Source organism: Scytonema hofmannii PCC 7110 (assembly GCF_000346485.2).
GTDB lineage: Bacteria > Cyanobacteriota > Cyanobacteriia > Cyanobacteriales > Nostocaceae > Scytonema > Scytonema hofmannii.
On sequence record NZ_KQ976354.1, the window covers coordinates 199,238 to 219,774 of the forward strand.

The 20,537-nt window shown below is 42.5% G+C and carries 22 protein-coding genes and 2 pseudogenes; 14 read left to right on the forward strand and 10 right to left on the reverse strand.

From position 1 onward, the window contains the following. The first annotated feature begins 169 nt into the window (after positions 1-169). Genes WA1_RS00905 through WA1_RS00915 form a run of 3 tightly spaced genes read left to right on the forward strand, consistent with a single transcriptional unit; the run spans position 170 to position 5,863 of the window. Positions 170-4,711 carry a non-ribosomal peptide synthetase gene (locus tag WA1_RS00905; protein WP_017742110.1) on the forward strand — a complete coding sequence of 1,514 codons (4,542 nt, stop codon included), beginning with the start codon at positions 170-172 and terminating at the stop codon, positions 4,709-4,711. Positions 4,712-4,713: 2 nt separating this feature from the next. Then, entirely contained in the window at positions 4,714-5,331 is a 618-nt protein-coding gene (locus WA1_RS00910) for a GNAT family N-acetyltransferase (RefSeq protein ID WP_017742109.1), read from the forward strand. Positions 5,332-5,371: 40 nt separating this feature from the next. Next, complete coding sequence (locus tag WA1_RS00915) at positions 5,372-5,863, forward strand: hypothetical protein (RefSeq protein ID WP_017742108.1); 492 nt, start codon at positions 5,372-5,374, stop codon at positions 5,861-5,863. 92 nt (positions 5,864-5,955) lie between these two features. Here the strand turns inward: WA1_RS00915 and WA1_RS00920 are convergent, their stop codons facing one another. Then, positions 5,956-6,303 (reverse strand): hypothetical protein, encoded by a 348-nt coding sequence (locus WA1_RS00920; RefSeq protein ID WP_201789057.1) that lies wholly within the window; start codon positions 6,301-6,303, stop codon positions 5,956-5,958. A 248-nt stretch (positions 6,304-6,551) separates the two neighbouring features. Next, positions 6,552-6,746 (reverse strand): annotated as a pseudogene (locus WA1_RS00925) (aspartate 1-decarboxylase); the annotation flags it as partial. A 177-nt stretch (positions 6,747-6,923) separates the two neighbouring features. On the opposite strand from WA1_RS00925, the gene WA1_RS56515 reads away from it, so the two are divergent. Next, positions 6,924-7,091: a hypothetical protein gene (locus WA1_RS56515; protein ID WP_017742105.1), complete on the forward strand. Its 168-nt coding sequence runs from the start codon at positions 6,924-6,926 to the stop codon at positions 7,089-7,091. A gap of 15 nt (positions 7,092-7,106) precedes the next feature. Here the strand turns inward: WA1_RS56515 and WA1_RS00930 are convergent, their stop codons facing one another. After that, complete coding sequence (locus tag WA1_RS00930) at positions 7,107-7,295, reverse strand: hypothetical protein (protein WP_017742104.1); 189 nt, start codon at positions 7,293-7,295, stop codon at positions 7,107-7,109. A 106-nt stretch (positions 7,296-7,401) separates the two neighbouring features. Here WA1_RS00930 and WA1_RS00935 point away from each other — a divergent pair, with 106 nt between their 5' ends. Beyond that, positions 7,402-7,728 carry an element excision factor XisI family protein gene (locus tag WA1_RS00935; protein WP_017742103.1) on the forward strand — a complete coding sequence of 109 codons (327 nt, stop codon included), beginning with the start codon at positions 7,402-7,404 and terminating at the stop codon, positions 7,726-7,728. Between the two features lie 20 nt (positions 7,729-7,748). On the opposite strand, the gene WA1_RS00940 is transcribed toward WA1_RS00935, so the two are convergent. Then, entirely contained in the window at positions 7,749-8,249 is a 501-nt protein-coding gene (locus WA1_RS00940) for a CHAT domain-containing protein (RefSeq protein WP_017742102.1), read from the reverse strand. 7 nt (positions 8,250-8,256) lie between these two features. Between WA1_RS00940 and WA1_RS00945 the strand changes: the two genes are divergently transcribed. From WA1_RS00945 to WA1_RS00970, 6 genes are all read left to right on the forward strand, one after another. Then, entirely contained in the window at positions 8,257-8,538 is a 282-nt protein-coding gene (locus WA1_RS00945) for a calcium-binding protein (RefSeq protein WP_017742101.1), read from the forward strand. 131 nt (positions 8,539-8,669) lie between these two features. Then, positions 8,670-9,020: a hypothetical protein gene (locus WA1_RS00950; protein WP_017742100.1), complete on the forward strand. Its 351-nt coding sequence runs from the start codon at positions 8,670-8,672 to the stop codon at positions 9,018-9,020. Positions 9,021-9,378: 358 nt separating this feature from the next. After that, the gene (locus WA1_RS00955; protein ID WP_017742099.1) at positions 9,379-10,467 is read left to right on the forward strand and encodes an AAA family ATPase; all 1,089 of its coding nucleotides are present in this window, start codon (positions 9,379-9,381) and stop codon (positions 10,465-10,467) included. Next, complete coding sequence (locus WA1_RS00960; RefSeq protein WP_017742098.1) at positions 10,464-11,126, forward strand: DUF4276 family protein; 663 nt, start codon at positions 10,464-10,466, stop codon at positions 11,124-11,126. Before WA1_RS00955 ends, WA1_RS00960 begins: the two co-directional genes overlap by 4 nt. Before the next feature lie 107 nt (positions 11,127-11,233). After that, positions 11,234-11,680 (forward strand): DUF3574 domain-containing protein, encoded by a 447-nt coding sequence (locus WA1_RS00965; RefSeq protein WP_017742097.1) that lies wholly within the window; start codon positions 11,234-11,236, stop codon positions 11,678-11,680. A 295-nt stretch (positions 11,681-11,975) separates the two neighbouring features. Further along, positions 11,976-12,248, forward strand: coding sequence for a type II toxin-antitoxin system ParD family antitoxin (locus WA1_RS00970; protein ID WP_017742096.1), 273 nt, complete (start codon positions 11,976-11,978; stop codon positions 12,246-12,248). A gap of 80 nt (positions 12,249-12,328) precedes the next feature. Here WA1_RS00970 and WA1_RS00975 read toward each other — a convergent pair whose 3' ends face one another. The 3 genes from WA1_RS00975 to WA1_RS00985 form a co-directional block, all read right to left on the reverse strand. Further along, complete coding sequence (locus tag WA1_RS00975; protein ID WP_017742095.1) at positions 12,329-12,574, reverse strand: UPF0175 family protein; 246 nt, start codon at positions 12,572-12,574, stop codon at positions 12,329-12,331. 310 nt (positions 12,575-12,884) lie between these two features. After that, positions 12,885-14,474: a fdxN element excision recombinase XisF gene (xisF, locus tag WA1_RS00980; RefSeq protein ID WP_017742093.1), complete on the reverse strand. Its 1,590-nt coding sequence runs from the start codon at positions 14,472-14,474 to the stop codon at positions 12,885-12,887. A 304-nt stretch (positions 14,475-14,778) separates the two neighbouring features. Then, a complete protein-coding gene (locus WA1_RS00985) occupies positions 14,779-15,960 on the reverse strand; it encodes a nucleoside hydrolase (RefSeq protein WP_017742091.1) in 1,182 nt (393 codons plus the stop codon). Between the two features lie 138 nt (positions 15,961-16,098). Here WA1_RS00985 and WA1_RS00990 point away from each other — a divergent pair, with 138 nt between their 5' ends. Then, positions 16,099-16,404, forward strand: coding sequence for a hypothetical protein (locus WA1_RS00990; protein WP_017742090.1), 306 nt, complete (start codon positions 16,099-16,101; stop codon positions 16,402-16,404). Positions 16,405-16,437: 33 nt separating this feature from the next. Here WA1_RS00990 and WA1_RS00995 read toward each other — a convergent pair whose 3' ends face one another. Both WA1_RS00995 and WA1_RS01000 read right to left on the reverse strand, forming a co-directional pair. After that, positions 16,438-16,722 carry a hypothetical protein gene (locus tag WA1_RS00995; protein ID WP_017742089.1) on the reverse strand — a complete coding sequence of 95 codons (285 nt, stop codon included), beginning with the start codon at positions 16,720-16,722 and terminating at the stop codon, positions 16,438-16,440. 81 nt (positions 16,723-16,803) lie between these two features. Then, on the reverse strand, positions 16,804-17,196 hold the full coding sequence (locus WA1_RS01000; protein WP_017742088.1) for a hypothetical protein: 393 nt from the start codon (positions 17,194-17,196) through the stop codon (positions 16,804-16,806). 69 nt (positions 17,197-17,265) lie between these two features. On the opposite strand from WA1_RS01000, the pseudogene WA1_RS01005 reads away from it, so the two are divergent. Next, positions 17,266-18,612: pseudogene (locus WA1_RS01005) on the forward strand (flavin reductase); the annotation flags it as partial. Here the strand turns inward: WA1_RS01005 and WA1_RS59215 are convergent. After that, a complete protein-coding gene (locus WA1_RS59215) occupies positions 18,609-18,734 on the reverse strand; it encodes a hypothetical protein (protein ID WP_017742086.1) in 126 nt (41 codons plus the stop codon). The pseudogene WA1_RS01005 and the gene WA1_RS59215 overlap by 4 nt on opposite strands. A 26-nt stretch (positions 18,735-18,760) precedes the next feature. On the opposite strand from WA1_RS59215, the gene WA1_RS01010 reads away from it, so the two are divergent. Next, positions 18,761-20,473: a diflavin flavoprotein gene (locus tag WA1_RS01010; protein ID WP_017742085.1), complete on the forward strand. Its 1,713-nt coding sequence runs from the start codon at positions 18,761-18,763 to the stop codon at positions 20,471-20,473. The last annotated feature ends 64 nt before the right edge of the window (positions 20,474-20,537 follow it).

The following is a 20,537-nucleotide window of genomic DNA, read 5'->3' on the forward strand; positions in this document are numbered from 1 at the left end:
AGTTCTGCTGTTTTCAGCTCATAATTCTAATTCTTTAACTTGCACGCTTAAGAATCAACCTAACTCTTGTGGGATGGGCGTCCTCGCCCGTCCTAGCGTGCAAATTAAAAGCAGAACAGCTTAATACTACCTGTGTTAAAGTGCTGACATTAACTTGAAGGAACATCAAATGAACAAGGGTTTAAAAACTTCGCAATTGCCAGTTATTGCCGATCGCGAGCAACACTTTTCGGACGTGCAATTGACAGACACTGAATTGCATCAGTTGCTAGTAGATTGGAACAATACTCAGGTAAAATACCCTCTAGATAGATGCATCCATCAGCTGTTTGTAGAGCAAGTCGCTAAGTCTCCGAACGCAGTTGCTGCAATTTGTAAGGATAAACAACTTACATATTGGGAGCTAAACTGTCGAGCCAATCAACTAGCGCACTATCTCAAACGATTTAATGTCAGATCCGAGGTACTGGTCGGTATTTGCTTGGAGCGATCGCTCTTAACATTAGTGAGCCTGTTGGGTATCTTGAAAGCTGGAGGTGCTTACGTACCACTAGACCCAGCTTACCCAACAGAGCGTTTAGCTTTTATAGTTCAAGACAGCAAAGTGCCCGTGCTTCTGACCAAGCAGTATTTAGTAAACCGTTTTTCCAACATTGAAACACATATAGTGTGCTTAGACAGCGATTGGAAAGAAATTACTCAAGAGAGCAAAGAAAACCCTACAATCGAGACCACAGCTGATTGTCTTGCGTATGTCATTTACACTTCAGGAACTACCGGAACACCCAAGGGAGTTCTTGGTCTTCATCAAGGCGCAGTGAATCGTTTTCATTGGATGTGGGAAGTTTATCCTTTCGAGGTAGGGGAAAGGTGTTGTCAGAAAACTTCCCTCAGTTTTGTAGACTCTGTTTGGGAGATTTTTGGTCCGTTGCTTCAGGGAATACCAATAGCGATCGTTCCAGATGAAGTTGTGAAAGATACCAAACAGCTAGTTCAAACTCTTGCTACCAATCAGATTACACGTATTGTACTAGTACCATCATTGTTAAGGGCGATTTTAGACTGTGCAACCGATCTCCCCGATCAACTTTACCATCTCAAGTATTGCTTTACCAGTGGTGAAGCAATCTCCTTAGCGCTCAGCCAACGCTTTCAAACAATTATGCCTCAGAGTATTTTAATCAATCTCTACGGTTCATCTGAGGTATCGGCTGATGTAACGAGTTATGACACCAGAGCAAATTCATCAGTGACTTCTGTTCCTATTGGTCGTCCCATTGCTAACACACAAATTTACATCTTGGATTCTCATCTGCAACCTGTTCCTGTTGGAGTCACAGGTGAGTTGTGTGTGAGCAGTGTTGGTTTAGCACGAGGTTACCTCAACCGACCCGATCTGACGGCTGAGAAATTCATTACAAATCCCTTTAGCCAGAACCAAGATGTGCGTATGTATAAAACTGGGGATTTGGCACGTTATTTAACCAATGGCGATATTGAGTTTCTCGGACGTCTCGACCACCAAGTCAAGATTCGCGGTTTCCGAGTTGAGCTAGGAGAAATTGAAGCCATTTTGAACCAGCACCCAGCCGTGGAGGAATCAGTCGTCATTACCCACGAGGATAAACCCGACAACAAATATCTGACAGCTTATATAGTTGCTAATCCACAATACCAAAAAGTCGAGCAACAAGTAACCGGAACACAATGGGATGACATACATACTTCGCAATGGCAGAAGGTATGGGATGAGATTTACAGTCAATCCCAAGCACATCAAGACCCAACTTTCAATACCATTGGCTGGAACAGTAGCTACACCCGTTTGCCCATTGCTGCAGAGGAGATGCACGAGTGGGTAGACGATGCTGTTGAGCAAATTCTCTCGTTGCAACCAAGCTTTGTACTAGAGATTGGTTGCGGTACTGGGTTGCTGCTCTTTCAAATTGCACCCCATTGCACAAGCTATTGGGGTACCGATTTCTCACCTGTAGCGCTAAACTATGTACGGCAACAACTTAACCAACTGGATCGACCCTTATCCAACATTACCCTGCTCCAAAAAACAGCAGAGGATTTCGAGGCAATAGAACCAGGTTCTTTTGATGCAGTTATTTTAAACTCTATTGTTCAACATTTTCCTAGCATTGATTATTTCTTACAGGTTTTAGAAGGGGCTGTTAATGTAGTAGCACCAGGAGGATTTATCTTTGTGGGAGATGTACGTAGTCTTCCATTACTAGAAGCTTTTCATACTTCTGTTCTCTTAGATGAGTCACCTGCTACCCTACCTACAGCACAGTTACGACAGCGCGTTCAAAAGCGCATGATGCAGGAAGAAGAATTGATTATCGATCCAGCCTTGTTCACTGCCTTGAAAGAGCATTTCCCACAGATTAGCCATGTGGAAATTCGACCCAAGCGTGGTCGTTACCACAATGAACTGACTCGGTTTCGCTATCAAGCAGTCATTCACATAGGAGTAAAACAATCTCTTTCTGTAAACCCTACATGGTTGGATTGGCATCATCAGAGTTTGAACCTATCAACTGTCCGTCAGATGCTGCTAAAAACCCAGCCAGAAGTTTTAGGTATTACACGCGTACCTAATGCTCGTCTCTTGCAAGAAATAAAAACAGTTGAATTGCTTGCCAGTTCCAATGCACCTGCAACTGTAAGAGATTTGCGTCAAGCCCTACAAAAAATTTCTCCAGAGAGTGGGATAGATCCTGAAGATTTATGGCCATTTAGTCAGGATTTACCTTATATCGTTAACATTGATTGGTCAAGTTCGAGTACGGATGGCTGTTACAATGTCATCCTCAGACGATACAAACTCACAAGAACAGAGCAACTCAAGGAAGAAATCTCTACTCCCCAACAGCCAACAAGCTCCTGTAAACCGTGGAAAACGTATGTTAACAATCCTTTACAGGGAAAATTTACTCGGGAGTTGGTGCCACAACTGCGTAGCTTTTTGCATCAAAAATTACCCGAATACATGGTACCTGTTACTTTCGTATTGCTAGATTCTTTACCGCTTACACCCAACGGAAAGGTCGATCGTAGTTTACTTCCGGTACCTAGCAAGACTAGACCTGAGTTAGAAGCAGTCTTTGTAGCGCCTAGCAATTCTACTGAAGAGGTATTAGCAAATATCTGGGCTGAAGTTCTCGGGCTTGAGCAAGTTGGCATTCACGATAATTTCTTTGATTTAGGAGGGCACTCTTTACTTGCCGCTCAAATTATCTCTCGAATCAGCGAAGCTTTCAAAGTTGAGATTTCTTTGCGTCAGCTTTTTGCTGCACCCACAATTGCTAGTTTAGCAAAAAGCCTCAAGAGTGCTCATCGAGAACAAGTGAATTTGCCACCTATTGTGCCCATTTCCCGCAACAGCGATCTACCTTTGTCCTTTGGTCAGCAGCAGTTATGGTTCTTTAATCAATTTGCACCGAATAACCCAAGTTTTAATGTCCCAATAGCTGTTCGTTTCACTGGCTGGCTTAACCTGGAGGTTCTAGAACAGTGCTTAAAGGAAATTATCCGACGCCATGAAATCTTACGAACTACTTTGACAGAGGTAAATGGGCAACCAATTCAGGTAATTCTCCCAGATGTGGATTTTAGTCTAACACGGATTGAGCTACAACAGTTACCAGCAGCCGAACGCGAAGCCGAAGCCCAACGGTTGAACGCGGAGGAACTGCAACAGCCTTTCAATATCATTCAAAGTTTACTCTTCCGGGGTACTTTGCTGTGCCTCAGCGAGCAAGAGCATATTCTGCTGTGGACAATGCATACGTTAATCTGTGACGGCTGGTCAATTCGGGTGTTCATCCAGGAGTTGACAACGCTGTACGCTGCTTTTTGCAAGGGACAGCCTTCGCCACTACCCGAACTAGCAATTCAGTATGCAGACTTTGCTGCTTGGCAAAGACAGTGGTTGCAAGGAGAAATTCTTGATCGCCACTTAGCTTACTGGCAACAGCAATTAGGTGGCAGTTTAACTGTATTGCAGTTACCCACTGATAGTTCACGCCAACCAATGCAGCGCTACCGCAGTGCAATGCAAACTCTAGATTTATCTCCAAACTTAAGCGTGGCTCTACAATTACTAAACCGTCGTGAAGGAGTTACAATGTTTATGTTCTTGCTGGCGGTATTTCAAACATTATTATACCGCTACACGGGTCAAGAGGATATTCTTGTGGGTGCTCCAAGTGCAAATCGCAATCGGCTTGAATTGGAAGCTCCAATTGGATTTTTAGGCAATGGGATAGTTTTGCGGACAAATCTATCGGGTAACCCAACGTTTCGAGAATTGTTAGACAGGGTGAGGGAGACAGTGCTGGATGCACACGCTCATCAAAACTTGCCATTTGGAAAGCTAATGGAGATCCAACACCAACAGCAAATTCCACCCATGCCACCTTTCCAAGTGATGTTTAATTTGCTCAATTTGGGAGATAGACAAATTCAACTCCCTGGAGTAAGAGCAGAAGTAGCTTCGCCTCCTGCTGGATTGATGTGTGAAGTGGATTTAATTCTATGGGTTGTGGAACACAACGATAGCATTCAACCAGCTCTAATTTATAATGCCGAGCTGTTTGAAACTGCCACCGTTAAGCGGATGTTAACACATTTACACACATTGTTAAAAAATGTTGTGCTTAATCCTCAGCAGCATATTTCAGATCTACCGTTGGATTGAACATGAATATGGACGTTATTTGTCTTGAGCGATCGCAAATCGATGAAGCGAGTACAATTCTTTGCCATGCATTTGATGACGATCCAATGCTTCGCTACATTACTGTGGAAACAGGTGAGGCGAGAGCAGACATTATTAAATGTTTTTGTAAATCTATTTTGCGCTATAGCCAATCGTACAATCACACTTATGTAACTTCAAAAGACTTGAAAGGCGTTGTAGCTTGGATTCCGCCAGGGTATTTCCCTATCAACTTCTTTCATCTCTTGCAAGCAGGTTTGTACGCGTTACCATTCAAGCTTGGTTGGAGTGGTTTTAAGCGATGGGTATCGCTATTTGCATTAAACTCACATCATAAACACGATCTGCCCCAACCGCACTGGTATTTGCTGATACTAGGGGTTGCGCCTGCCTATCGAGGACAGGGAATTGGAAGTTCGCTGTTGCAACCAATTCTAAAACAGGCGGATCGCGACGGATTTCCTTGCTACTTAGAAGCTTTCACAGAAGCAGCCGTACATTTTTACCAAAAGCATGGGTTTGAAATTTTGAGAATAGATGAATTGCCTGGGAATAATTTATCCTTTTGGACGATGAAGCGATCTCCTTGTCAGAGATAACAGTTGACTATTTACGTTTATTAGAATTAAGGAGAGACAAGTGGATTGGTTAGCTTTGCTTAGAGGAACAGTATTTGGTGGTATTTTACTGTTTCTGTGGAGTGGAATCACTCAAAATTTAACCCCTTGGGGAATTAAAAGTGTGGGAGAGTTAGACGAGCAAGCAGGTATTGGTGAAAGTTTAGAACGTATCTCAACCAAAGGCTTGTATTACGTGAAAGACAAGGTAGCAGCTTTTATAGCGATTAAGCCAGAAACCTACTACTCAATGCGGCGTTACTTTATCATTGAATTTGTGACACAGGTACTGGTTGCTGCTGTGTTATCAGCAATTTTATTATTGACGAATACCCTATCTATCAGTACGAGGCTACTGCTTATCGGACTAGTCACTCTAGCAGGCATTTTTAGTATTGACCTTCAATACTGGAATTGGTGGGGCTTTTCCAATATTTACACAGTAGGCGTTGCCGTTAATCGCCTGACTGGTTACTTACTCATTAGTTTCTTTCTGATAAGATTTATATTATGAGCCACTAACATTTACAGTGTTGTCGGCAATGTACCCACTGTATCTAACAGGGAAACCATGCCATAGAGCGCTAATACCAATACTTGTGTTGCTTATTTGCCAACTCGCTCAGCAGGTCTAAAACGCAATGCTGACCAAACATCATTAATTGCTATCTGAGATACTCCCCTCAAACCTGCATTCTCAATAACATCCCAACCCACATCGCGATAAATATCAGTTTTGACTTTTGAAGTCCTCTTTGGGTAGGCAATCCATAACATACCATCGTACTTTAAAGCACTGATGACTTTTGGCGCAAAGTTTTCCAATTCTGAAATAGTTTGGACAAACAAATGAATGAAGTCAAATGTCCCTTCTAATTCTGTTGCTAACTCAACACCTTCTGGTAGAGCGCCAAGTAAATCCATATACCCTACTGGTGGATTAATAATAATCATTCTTTGTCCTGATTTTATACACAATTTTTTTATTAGTGGACTATCTACCATATTTTCCTTTTTGGACGTAAGTACTGGGATGCTTTTATTAATAATGTGAGCCACCTTATAACCAAGGATTCAAATAATTCTATTTTAACGTTTTAAATTAGTATCCAGTTCTTCTTTTGTGATTTTGTAACCGCAGTTCAAGAAATGAGATTGTTAATCAGGTAAGTTGCTTCCAACATTTGTGCCTATTGACAGACTCAAATCAGGCAATTTTGATTATCTACTAGGACAACCCCTGGAGAGTAGGTTTGTAATTCCTCAGGAGCAAATTGGGCATAGGTCATAATGATTAGGCGATCGCCTGATATTCCTAAACGGGCTGCAGCAGCATTCAACTCAATTGCTCCTGAGTTTGCAGGAGCAACAATTGCGTAAGTTATAAATTGGTTACCAAATTTTCTGCCTGTAGAGACGTGCCATGGCACGTCTTTGCATAGGTTGAAGAATTAAAAACAAATTTTGGCATTTGGCTCGCTGAGAACATTTTCATAGAATACGATCGCTCTTTACGCTACAGCACATCCTTTGACAAATGTTTATTTTTGAATGGCAATCAATGATTGGATATTATGCACAGTGCTGATGAAGGAGTTGAGTCGATCGCTGAAATGATTGTGCGTTTAGTATGCGAATATGAAGCTCGACAAGCAGCAACCAAAGCAAAAAAAGTACACAGATCTGCTAAATCCGCCGCCTTACCTCTACCACATTCTCTTCATCCACAACCACGTAAGTGATGTACTCTATTTTACTTATTTCCTAAATGGTTCAGATAAAATTCCCAGAATTTCTTCAAGTTGTGCAATGAAGTATTCAGTCCTGTCAATTTTTAAGGTTTGTGCTTCAAGTGTTAAAAACTTCCACAATGTACCAGTTGATACTACCCCATATATTGTCCGCGATTGTCCTTTGCGATCGTTAAATATTTGAGCTGCTACCATTTCAGCCACGCATTGTCCTAAACCCAGTCTGCTGAGTTACAAATGTATCAGCGTCCATCCGCTACAGGCTGCGGTTAGTTCTTTCTACAAATGAGGTTATTGTAAAATGGATAATTCACTAACCTATGCTAAAATATTGACACAAGTGTTGCGGAAGGCATCAACTGCACAGCCTAGGTTACAAAATATCCAACTTCGCTCAGTGTGTGATGCCGAGTCAGGTCAATTTCTCATTATTGCAACGGGTTGGGATAAGAATACTTGGTTGAACACAATCTTGTTTCATGCTCGACTGGTAAACAGCAAGGTTGTTATTGAGGATGATAATTTTGAGGAGGGACTGACTGAAGCGTTAATTGCAGCAGGAATTGCAGCAGAGGATATCGTGACAGGGCTTTTCCAAGAACAGCAGCATCTAAGTTTATCTGCTTAAAAAATCGAAACTACTTTTTTTCAATCTGCTTCACCAATAAGCAAAAAAGCAGACCAATCACTGGGATGAGGATATTTCTTCATTGTCGTTAACATCGCTTGTCTGAGTGCGATGGCGTTATCCTTGTGTAGTTTTAACTGCCGATAAAATTCTGGCATGAAAAAAGCAGTGGATTCATCCGATACCCGCCACAAAGAAACCACAATACTTGGTGTCCCCGCAGAAATAAATGCACGAGGTAAGCCAATGACTCCATCGCCAGTAATCCTTCCTCTGCCAGTATCGCACGCACTTAAGACCACTAACTCTGCAGAAAGCTTCATCTTTAAGACTTCATCCGCACTCAGCAAACCATCATCTTGACCATCAGGCGCTAAGGCTACAGCACCAGGAATTCCCGGCTCACCCAAATTTTCCAGTAAGCCATGGGTGGCTAAATGGATGTAGTTAGCTTGAGCCATTTGTTTGGTGACCACAGCTTTCGTTGCGCGATCGCCAGTGATAGGTTGAGTCTGAAACATTTGGGCAATGGGATGGTACTATTACCTTGATGACAGACTTCACTTTCCCTTTCAAGCCAAGTGGATAAGCCGTAAGCGCCCAGAAGGAAGGGATGTTGAGGTCATAGAAATGTCGCCAGAAGATGATTGTTTGCACGATATGTTTGTAGAAGTGCGATATCAAGAGGGAACCGTTGACGATATTTTCTCCGCACGTCTATCTGAAATTAACCCAATAGATGTTAATGAGGAAACGGCAGAAGCTGTGGCTGACTGGCATTATTGGGTAGCACAGGGATACGAGTTTTAGTTATTGAGAAAAGCAGATACTTAAGTTGACATGATAGGGACAAAATTTGAATGGGTTTTCGCCCCGTCGGAAGCGATCGCACTGTAATATAGCTATAATCAGAGCTAAAAGCAAACGAGATTAGGTTTCCTATGGCTGTACCTACAGAAATTCGTCAGAGAGCGATTGCTTTACTCGAACAATTACCAGGAGAATCTTTAGTAAAGGCTGTTGAATTTTTGGAAACCCTTTCTCATGAGGCACTACAGGTATCGGAAGCACTAAAGCCCTCACCTGATGAAACCGCTTTGCTTCAAATTATTCAACGCCGTCTGTCTTCTGAAGAACAAGATAGATTGGCTTATCTGCGTCAGCAAAACGAGATGGGAGTCATGACAGACACAGAGCACCAAGAGCTACTCATGTACATTGAGCGCGTCGAACAACAAGATGCTGAACGTGCAGAAGCATTGATAAAACTGGCTCAACTTCGCGACTGTTGATTTGAAAGTGCTAATTAACGAGTTCTTGCCTATACATGGCAACGTAGCCTAATGTCAGAACGAACCCCAGAATCAATCAGGCGTATTGTTGCTGACGAGTGCTCGTGGTTACTGCGAGTATTGTCGTTGTTCCGAACAATTTGCCACCGAAAGTTTTACGGTTGAGCATATTAAACCCCGACAAGCAGGTGTGAAAACGGTAGTTGGAAGCGAATTCTCACTCAACAGCCTAAGAAGTAAATTGACGTTTAAATGGTGAGTAAAAACTAATAACAAAATCGGAGGAAGGTACACCTAACTCAAATAACCTCATAATGAAGTCAGCATCTTAAAAGCCTGGATATCGGGAGACTTTTGCATGACGGGGACGAATAGAGACAAACAACTGTCGAGAATTATTTTAAAAGGCTTCAAATCTATCGCCAGATGTGACCTTGAACTCTCTAGAGTCAACGTTTTGATTGGAGCTAACGGGGCGGGGAAATCTAATTTTATCGGATTCTTCCGGATGATTCAGCAGTTGCTTGAGCAGAACCTGCAAGTTTTTGTCAGCCGCCAGGGTAGTCCCGATGCATTATTGCATTTTGGGCGTAAAACAACCCAACAACTGGAATTTCAGCTATACTTCGGCAATAATGGGTACTTCGCCACGTTAGAACCAACCCAGGATAATCGTCTGATGTTTGCGAAGGAGTCCTTCTGGTGGGATATGAGTGGTGAGCGTGAAATTGGTAGGGGACATTTTGAGACATTGGCTTTTGTTGACACAAGGATAGGAATTGACGAGTACGTTTTGTCTGCTATGCAGCAGTGGCGGGTTTATCATTTTCATGACACCAGTGACAGTGCTTATGTAAAGCAGCTGCATGGTATCAATGACAACATTTACCTGCGGAGTGATGCACGTAACCTTGCATCCTTCCTGTATCTGTTGCGCGATCGCAACCCAGCCTCGTATCAGAAAATCATCAAAACCATTCGGCTTGTTGCTCCGTTTTTTGGAGACTTTTACCTGCGTCCCTCGCCGCAAAACAAGGAGTTTATCGAGTTGGAATGGTTTGAGCGAGGGCAGGATGTTCCGTTCAAGGCACATCTGCTTTCGGATGGTACACTGCGTTTCGTGTGTCTGGCAACCGTTTTCCTGCAACCTGAAGAGCTTCAGCCTGAGACAATTCTAGTTGATGAGCCAGAACTGGGTCTCCATCCCTATGCGATCGCTATTCTGGCATCATTGATACGTACTACCAAAAAACAAGTGATTGTTTCAACCCAGTCAGTGGAACTGCTTAATGAATTTGATGCAAATGATGTCATTGTAGTAGATCGTCATGAGGAGAAATCATCATTTCGCAGACTGGTAAAGCACGATCTGGAGGAATGGCTTGAGGACTATAGCCTGGGTGAGCTTTGGAAGAAGAACGTTGTCGGAGGGAGACCTTCACGATGATCCGGGTAAATATTTTCGTTGAAGGGCAAACGGAGGAAACATTTGTCAGGGAAGTGCTCTACGAGTATTTTCAAGAGAAAAACATCTATCTCAACCCGATTCTTGTAAAAACCAGTTCAATTGGCAAAGGCGGTGTAGTGAGCTACGCTAAAATTAAGCCGCAATTAAATCGCAAGTGCCTTGAAGACAGCAAGGCGTTTGTTACCACAATGTTTGATATGTACGGCTTACCCAATGATTTTCCGGGTAGTAATTCCCTGCCAAAAACCAGTGACCCATTCCAGAAGGCTGAGTATCTTGAACAGGAAATGGGCAAGGATATCGGTCACAAAAATTTTATCCCCAATTTGCTTGTTCATGAGTTTGAAGGGCTTCTGTATAGCAGTCCTCAAGTGTTTTCTGCATGGTTTGATGAAGGTGTCGTCAGTATTTTACAAGCCGAGCGAGACGCCTTTCCTTCACCCGAACATATTAACGACAATCCAATCACAGCACCATCAAAACGAATTCTTAATTGTTGTCATGGATATGACAAACCACTGCATGGTTCGCTGCTTGCGATCGATATTGGGTTGGATTCGATACGTCAGCAATGCCAGCATTTTAACCAATGGTTACTACGTCTTGAGAGCATACTTCTAAAAACTCCAGAAAGTTAGGTAAAGTCAGGAAAAGTAAGTAATTTATCAATAATTTCCGAAATTGTCTAGTAATGATTGTTGAGTAAATTATAGATGTAAACTTAACAATTCAAATCCCAGATTCTATGACAATTATACAAAGAAGCCTGAATAACCTAATTCTTACAGGTTTACTTATTATCGTTCCTGCTTATACAAATACTTCTGCTCGCGCCCAATTACCCCAAACACCCACTCAAAACTCAAGTGAAAAAATTCTTACTAAAGATGAGTTGTACTTTGGTTTATCCAAGCCAGACGGAAAGATGGTATCTGAAGTTGAGTGGCAGCTATTTTTGAGACGTGTGATTACACCCCGTGTCCCCGAAGGATTAACTGTAATGGATGCCTATGGGCAATACCTTAACAGTTCAGGCAAACTAACCAAGGAAAAGACTAAACTAATCATTTTGATTTACGAAAACAGCCCAACTAAAAATTTCCAGATTGAAGAAATGATATCGAGTTATAAACAAACATTTCAACAGGAATCAGTGCTAAGAATCACTAGCACTGTCAGAGTATCTTTCTGAAGTTTCGTTTTCGTATTAAGCATTATCCCCGCAATTGGCTTCACTGAACTTGCGCTAACAACTTGGCTCGAATTTACCCAAAATCAGGTTGTTATGCGACATTAGGTGCGCGATCGCCAGTGATGGGCTGAGTGTTAAACATCACAGCAATAGTGCTAGCTTCCGTTTGTGCTCCAGGTAGAGATTCCAGTTGCTCAGGAGCCGCACCAATAGTATCCGGGAATTATCATCGTCTGCAAGCGTGGCATAAAATGGCATAAAATGGCATGATAAAGTAAAAGAGTTTGAAATACCGATGAAAAGTATTAATATTTCTTTACCGGACGGTATGCGTGCTTACATAGAGGAACAGGTTGCGGATGGTGGTTATAGCACCATTAGCGAGTATTTCCGTGAGTTGGTGCGTCAAGATCAAAAGCGTAAAGCTCAGGAACGTTTAGAGACTTTATTACTAGAAGGGTTAAATTCTGGAAGTGCAACACCTTTAACTGAGCAAGATTGGGATGATATTCGTACTTCAGTGCGGGCAAAAGTTCAAGAGCAGAAAGGTTTAAACGAAAATGGGTAATGTTTATCAACATCCCTAGGCTATCCGTGACCTAATTGATTTGGCGACTTATATCGCTTTTTTATCAGTATTAGGCATTTTCACGCATCAGATAAAAGTTCCTCTTCGGTTAAATCAATCATTGGAACTCCATAATGATGTAAATTGAGTAAAAAAGAAACTCTATCCATACCTGCTAATTGTGCTGCTACGCCAGAAGAAATGCGTTTCATTTCAAATAGCTTAACTGCCATTGCCATTTTTGCTTCTTGCTCAAACTGTTCTCGCGTCTGTTGTAAGGCATCTGGTAAAGTTTCTGGATAGTCGATTTTGAGTTGTAAGGACATATTTTTTTCATCTAATTCGTTCTAAAAATTCACCCAACGACAAAGCCTACCCCACAAGAGTTATTCTAACAGTTCGTTAGGTAGTCTCAATGACAGTTCGGGCAAACTGGTAAACCAAGCCAAAGCAGGAGGATGACCGTGCTGGATGTCAATTAAAATATCAGTATCCATTAGACATCTCCAGAAATGATGTAAGGGCGCAAGACCGCCGCGCCCCTACCAAGACTTTTGGGTAACGCATACTTAATTTTTGGAGATGTCTATTGACATCGCATTATGGAGTTGGGTTTCGTTCCTCAACCCAACCTACCTAAATCCGCAACTTAACCTCTACCACTTTCCCTTCATCCACAACCGCACACATGATGCACTCGCGCAACAGACGTTTTTTATCCATAGGGTTCTCTATACCTTTCCAAAAATCCCTGTTGCTGAATGCAGCTATAATCCTTTCTCGGCTGATGAGCAAAGCTCGATCGCTTCTTTCTCCACTATCAAGCAACTCAGCAATTTGCAGGTGGATCCCCTGTTTGGCTGTCTCAATAGCAGGGTTGTTACCAGGGATTGATTCTAGGGCTTGGAGTTGCGATCGCAATTCTTGTAATTCTTTGCTTTCTACCACAGGTGTATTCTTTTGTTCCCCCAGTACAGAAAGGCGTTGTGCTTCCTTAACCAGAAACTCAATAATTTGGTCTTCAAGATCAAAGTTAGTAATTGCAGTTTTATGCTGGCACATACCATTTTTCAGGTAATATGTGCATTGGTAATATGATTTATATCTGCTATCTTTTCTGCTTTGGTAGGTTGCAACCTTGACGAATTTAGCATTGCATTTTGCACAGACTATCAAACCTTGGAAGATATTCAGTTTTTGTGGATCGCGATCGCCATGTGACGCCCATGCATTCTTGCGATTACCACGAATAATTCCTTTAATTTCTTGATGCTGTTGAAATGTAATTAATGCTTGGTCGTCGTGCGTGTTCCAAAAAACGTTAATCTCATCAAAAGACTTTTTGTTCCCATTTTCCTTAACCGTACCATAAGGAGTTCCACCAGCCAGCACTGGATTAGTTAACCAATCTCGAATGCCAGTAGTCGTCCATCTCAGCCCTGAGTATGGGTAACGCAGCCCTGCATTAGACTTTTCATCTATTTTTTTCTTTAATGTTTTTTGAGTCAGCGTATCATCTTCATCAATTGAATAATTCCCTGATTTCATAACATATTTTTCCGAACATTTTGAACCAACACCAAAAAATTCATTTAATTTCTTAGCTGTTTGCGTGCAGCTACCAACCTGATAAAAAGTTTTCAATATAAATTGTGCAACTTCAACCACCGATAACTCTTGCTTGCTATCAATTAAACAAATACAGGGGTCATTATTAAAAACATATTTGTCTTTTTCAATTTTGTAACCAAACGGTGCAAAAAAATGGCTTTTCTTCTCTTTGCGCCGCAGTTCGCGCTCCTTCCGAATTCGCAAGCCCAACATTTTCACCTCATGCTTGGCTACATCTAACCGAATATCAACCGTCAGTTCTCCCCCTACTGAATCCAAATCGAACGGATCGTCAAGAGCAACTGGTTTAATTTTTTTCTTTTGAAGTTCACTTATAAGTTTGTAAAAGATGACTTGCGATGCTGCAACTCTATCTAATCGAGTAAATTTTAAGAATTTGATATCGTGATTAGTTGGGAGTTCTTGAACTGCTTTAATTAAGTTAAGTAGACCTTTGCGATCGTGCTTGGTGCGTTTGTCAATATCAAAAAAGATTTTTCTCACACCCGCATCTCTCAGCCTCTGCATTTGCTTGAGAAGCGCGTCTTTGTCTTGCGCTTGCTCGTCGGTTGAGACTCGCGCATAGCCCCAAGAATCAAAATCAGTAGAATCCATAGAATATAAGTCATGTAGCGATTACAAAACTTACTTTATATCATTTCCAGTTGAATAATTATGGTTAAATCTTACACAAAGGCGGCTAAGAGGATGTTTTAAAATTGTTAGCCTCATATAATGAGCTACTACACAAAAAAAGTCCGCCTGCGCGGACTAACAAGAAATCAAGGTTTTGAAACCCATGAAGGTGGATTTTACTTATATAGTTGCGATTTCTAATCGTCAAGGCAAGTATAAATTGGGACTTGACAAATATTCTCTATGGCGCAAAAAAAGACACTATAGTTTAGCGATCGCTAAACTATAGTGTCTTCCGCTTGAGGAATGCGAACCCTCCCCCGACAGCCAGGAAACCTAAAATTGTTGAAGGTTCGGGAACAGCTACTGTTCGAGCCGAAAAAATCTCGCTGGATTTAAATGAAAGATTATTAAAATTAGGGCTGAATGACACGTAAACATTTGGTGTCAGCGAATCATCTACAACGGTTTGTCCTTGAGCAATACTTGGAGCCGATGTTATATCAACTCTTAGAGGTAGTAGCACTTCCGAGACAAAGTTCGGTTCACTTAAGTTGATAGCAGCGACCAAATCCCAAACTTGCGTAGGGTTTTGCTCTCCTCCTGAAATGAATGCAAAGGAATAATCCATGAGTTGTGCGGCTAGTAAACTTTCAGGGGTTCCTCCATTTCTCCAAGCATCTCGATCTGCTACAGTGAACAACGTATTATTTGTTGCATCTAATGGTGTCAAGAAGATTGGCAAGCCAGATGCAAAAACCTCTTGAGCTGCTAACGGATCGGCCCAGATGTTAAACTCAGAAACGGCATTCTGCGCCAATATAGGATCTGTATGAAAGCTGAGATTACCCTCCGTAAAAACAGCACCACCCATAACTTCGACCGCAGCAACGTTGTTCACAATCGATGGATCTCGCCGCAATGCTTCTGCTATATTAGTCAGCGAACCTGTTGCTAAAATTGCAACTGGATCTGGTGACTGTTTGATGGTGTCAATAATGAGTTGAGCTGCGTCTCGTTGGTCAACACTCTCTTGGGCTGTCTCTGTCAAAGGTGGTACAAAGGGTGAGTAAAAAGCATCAGAATCTACTCGAAACAATTCTGGATACCTATTATCTCCAGCCAGTGGATCTTCACTCCCGACTCCAACTGGGATTCCTGTGACACCTAATCGAGTGAGAGATCGCATCAAGTTGTTACTGAATAACTGTGGACGAGCAATTCCTTGAGAAATCGTAATCGCTTTGACATCAAACTTAGGGTTTTGCAGCATATACGCCAGTGCAATTAAACCATCCTGGCTACCATCATCGTCCAGAATCAAAGGAACGGGTCTTTCAGTATCAAACGCTAGATTAGCACCAAGGGCTGGTTTGCTATAGCTGACATCGAGAAAAATTGCTACACTGAACGCTACTACCGTGGCAATGTGTGAAAGAAGATTTCTCATCGTTAGTAAACGCATGGTGGTTGATAATTGGGCATAGTAAAGCTCTTAACTGTTTTCTTGCCAAAATTAAAGTGTTTATACTGAGACTTTATTAAATCTTTAAATTCACTATTTGAATAGCGCGATCGCAATCTGCAAACCACCATCGCCATATTGGGTGTCGGCTTAAGTGCTGCGGGAATTGGTTCTAGCACCGCACCCTACATAATTCCCCAACAACAGCCACCAACACCAATGCAGCTGCCTTTTACTACGTCTTATCCGCATCCCTTTGCTCTGTCGGTACTGTTAAGTCTGCTTTTTGGTGTTGTAGGAGCATTTGTTGGTTGGGGGTTGAGTTATTTGTTGCAAGCGATTGCTGCACACAGATATAAAGCTATTCAAGTCAGTAGTCATCAGCTAGTAATCTCAACCAGAAGTCAGCAAAGTTTGCCGCAAGAGGGAAAACAAAACAAATAATTGCTAAAAATCTACTGTTTTGCACAATCACCATCACTTTGGTTGCCATATGATGTGCGATTGCTTCGCTAACAAACCTGCCAATCGTTCAGCTTCGGCTAGATTATCTTCTCTATTGGGTAAACCAACAATATTGGCATGGTTTATGGAATCCTGTTCCACATCCAAACCAATTTCCCGAACACGTCCAACCTCAAGACTGGCAACTCCATAACATTTGCGAAAAAAACCAGCACATTGTTCTGGAGAACACACACTTGCAAGATGGACCGAAAGCCCAGGTTCACTATCTCGTAGAAAATATGCATCTGCCTTCACACAAGCTGTTTCCTCCGAAATCCACTGTTTACGCAGCAGCGCTCGATAAACAACTGCATCTTCTGGTTGGCTTAAATTGGGTCATGCTTGATTCAGCCACTCTAGCCACTGCACCAATATGGATGCTGTTACATCCCGTTCGATGGCGTAATTGTCTCCTATCTCATGGTATAAATAAGCTTGTTGTTCGGCTGTACCTGGACAAACCAACCGGACTTCACCTTCGGGTGACTGTTTACTCCATGTTAGTCGAATCCCCCCTTGCTCATCCGTCGAAGCTGATGCTCTGGGAAAGCGATTGCCCATTGCTTCGTAGGCATCCATGACTAATTGCATTGCCAACTTAAAAGAGGATTGACTTGGTTGTAAAATTCCATACTCATCAGTCTCATCTTCTTCTAAAAGAGCAACGAGCCGCTTTAATGTCACTGCAATATCGCTGCTAGAGGGTTTTGCTGACTGAGCAACCGCCATAAAACTCAAGTAAATTAAGGTATTAAGACTAGTCTAACATATGCACGCTTAAACATACTTGATACTGTAAACCTAGCTCACGATCCGTTTTCTAAGCGAATTGTGAAAAGTGGCGATCGCGTAGACTTGGGACAGGGACACGAAATAGAGTTTGTGAGTGCTCCCAACCTGCACTGGCCTGATACAATATTCAGTTTCGACCACAAAAACCAAGTCCTGTTCACCTGCGACGCCTTTGGGATGCACTACTGCAGTGATGACACCTTTGACGTCAACCTAGAGGCAATTGAACCCGACTTCAGATTTTACTACGACTGCCTCATGGGTCCCAACTCCCGTTCCTTGCTCAACGCAATGAAAAAAATGGGAGAACTTGGCAAAATTAGAATCATTGCCAACGGACACGGACCGTTGCTGTATCACAATCTTGAAATTTTGAGAGAGTGCTACCAAAGCTGGAGTCAAAGACAAGTTAAAGTAGAAACCATCGCCGCTTTATTCTACGTCTCGGATTACGGACATAGCGAACGTCTTGCCCAGTCCATTGCTCACGGAGTCCAAAAAACTGGGGCTGGTGTTGAAATGATGGATCTGACTTCAGCCGAGATCCAAGAAATTCAAGAATTGGCAGGAAGGGCAGCTGGCATCATTATTGGTATGCCTCCAAGCGGTAACCTGGCGGCTCAAGCTGCTATCAGTTCTCTACTAGCTGTAGCAAAAGAAAAGCAAGTCATTGGACTGTTTGAATGCTACGGTCCAGATGAGGAACCCGTAGATCCACTGCTGAGAAGATTTATCAATCTTGGCGTAAAAGAAGGATTTCCAGCAATTCGCGTCAAAGAAATTCCTACTGAAACCACATACAAACAATGTGAAGAAGCAGGGACAACTTTAGGACAACGGCTTGTCCGCGAACGCAACATCAAGCAAGTCAAATCCATTGACGCCAACTTAGAAAAAGCTCTAGGTCGGATTAGCAACGGGCTGTACATCATCACTAGCCAAAAAGGTGATGTCCAAGAAGCAATGCTCGCATCCTGGGTAGTACAAGCTAGCTTGCAACCCTTAGGATTTACAATTTCTGTTGCCAAAGACAATGCCATTGAATCCTTAATGGAAGTAGGCAATAAGTTCGTCCTTAACGTTTTAGAAGAGGGAAATTATCAAGAATTGAAGAAGCACTTCCTCAAGCGCTTGGTTCCCGGTGTCGATCGCTTTGCTGGAGTCAAAACCCAAACAGCCAAGAACGGTTCTCCTATCCTGACAGACGCTCTCGCTTACATGGAATGCGAAGTGACAAGCAGCATAGAATGCAGCGACCACTGGATTGTTTACTGCACTGTTTTAGATGGTCGAGTCTCCAAACCCGAAGGAATGACTGCAATCCGCCATCGTAAAGTCGGTAACTATTACTAGGAATCAGTGACCAGTGACCAGTGACCAGTGACCAAGGGGACAAGGGGAATAACCTGTTCCCCAATCCCCAATCCCCAACCCAAAATCCAAAATCCAAAATCCAAAATCCAAAATTCCCTCATCCCCCTCATCTCTCCTTCACTCAACTATGACCAATCCCAATACTCGTGACATACAAGTTTTACCGATCGCTACAAACACAACAGTATTAAGAGCACGCAGTTGGACCCGGTTGCGGTTTGAAATTGAATACGCACTGTCAAAAGGGACTACTTCCAATTGCTATTTAATCCAAGGTGAGAAAACTGCAATTATTGACCCGCCTCCGGAAACTTTCACTCAGATTTTTTTAGAAGCATTACAACAATCTTTAGATTTAAGTCGGTTGGATTATGTCATCCTCGGTCACTTTAATCCCAACCGAGTGCCAACCCTAAAAGCTCTTTTAGACGCTGCACCGCAGTTAACTTTTGTTTGTTCTCTTCCTGGTGCTGCAAATTTGCGAGCAACTTTCCCCAATCACGATCTCAAAATCATGGTGATGCGGGGGAAAGAAACACTAGATTTAGGTAAAGACCATATCTTACGCTGTCTCCCCATCCCCAGCCCGCGATGGCCTGCAGGGCTTTGTACTTACGACCAGCAAACCCAAATCCTGTTTTCAAACAAGCTTTTTGGCGCTCATGTTTGTGGGGATGAAGTTTTTGATGAAGATTGGGATATTGTCAAGCCAGACCAGCGCTACTACTTTGAATGTTTGATGGCACCTCATGCAAGTCACGTACAAGCAGCTTTAGAGAAAATATCCGAACTGCAAGTGAGAATGGTCGGTACTCTTCACGGTCCTTTGGTGCGCTACGGTTTGTTGGAACTGACTCAAGAGTACGAAACATGGAGCCGTTCTCACACCGATCGCGAAATCACTGTTGCTTTGCTTTATGCCTCAGCTTATGGAAATACGGCAACTTTAGCACAAGCGATCGCTCTTGGTTTGACCAAGGGAGGAGTTGCTGTAGAATCTATCAACTGTGAATTTGCTCAACCTGAAGAGATTAAAGCAGCCGTAGAAAAATGTGAAGGCTTTATCATGGGTTCTCCCACCATTGGTGGTAACGTCCCAACTCCTATGCAAACTGCTTTAGGGATTGTGCTGACAATTGGTGATAATTCAAAACTGGCTGGGGTCTTTGGTTCCTTTGGTTGGAGTGGTGAAGCCTTTGATGTTATTGAAGGTAAACTCCGAGACGCAGGATACAAATTTGGGTTTGAAACTTTAAAAGTCAAGTTTAAACCTGCAGATAACATTCTCAAACAGTGCGAAGAAACAGGTACAGACTTTGCTCAAGTCCTGAGAAAAGCTAAAAAATTACGCATGCCACAACCAGCCGCTACCCCTGTTGAACAAGCTGTAGGTCGGATAGTTGGTTCAGTTTGTGTTGTCACGGCAAAACTTGGAGAGGTTTCAACAGGAATGTTAGGTTCTTGGGTTTCCCAAGCGACTTTTAACCCACCTGGTTTGACTGTTGCGATCGCAAAAGAGAGAGCAGTTGAATCTCTGATGTATCCGGGAGGTAAGTTTGTCCTGAATATTATGCCAGAAGGCAATCATCAGGAATATATGAAACACTTCCGCAAAACCTTCGCACCCGGAGAAGATAGATTTGCTAGTTTTCCTACAGAAGTTGCAGAGAACGGTTGTACCGTACTAACAGACGCCTCAGCATATCTTGAATGTTCCGTGAGCAAACGCATGGAATGTGGAGATCACTGGGTTATCTATGCAACTGTTGATAATGGAAAGCTACTCAAACCGGATGCTCTAACTGCCATTCATCACCGTAAGACAGGGAGTCATTATTAGGGGTTAGGGGTTAGTGGTTATTGGTTATTGGTTATTGGTTATTGGTTATTGGTTATTAGTAGTT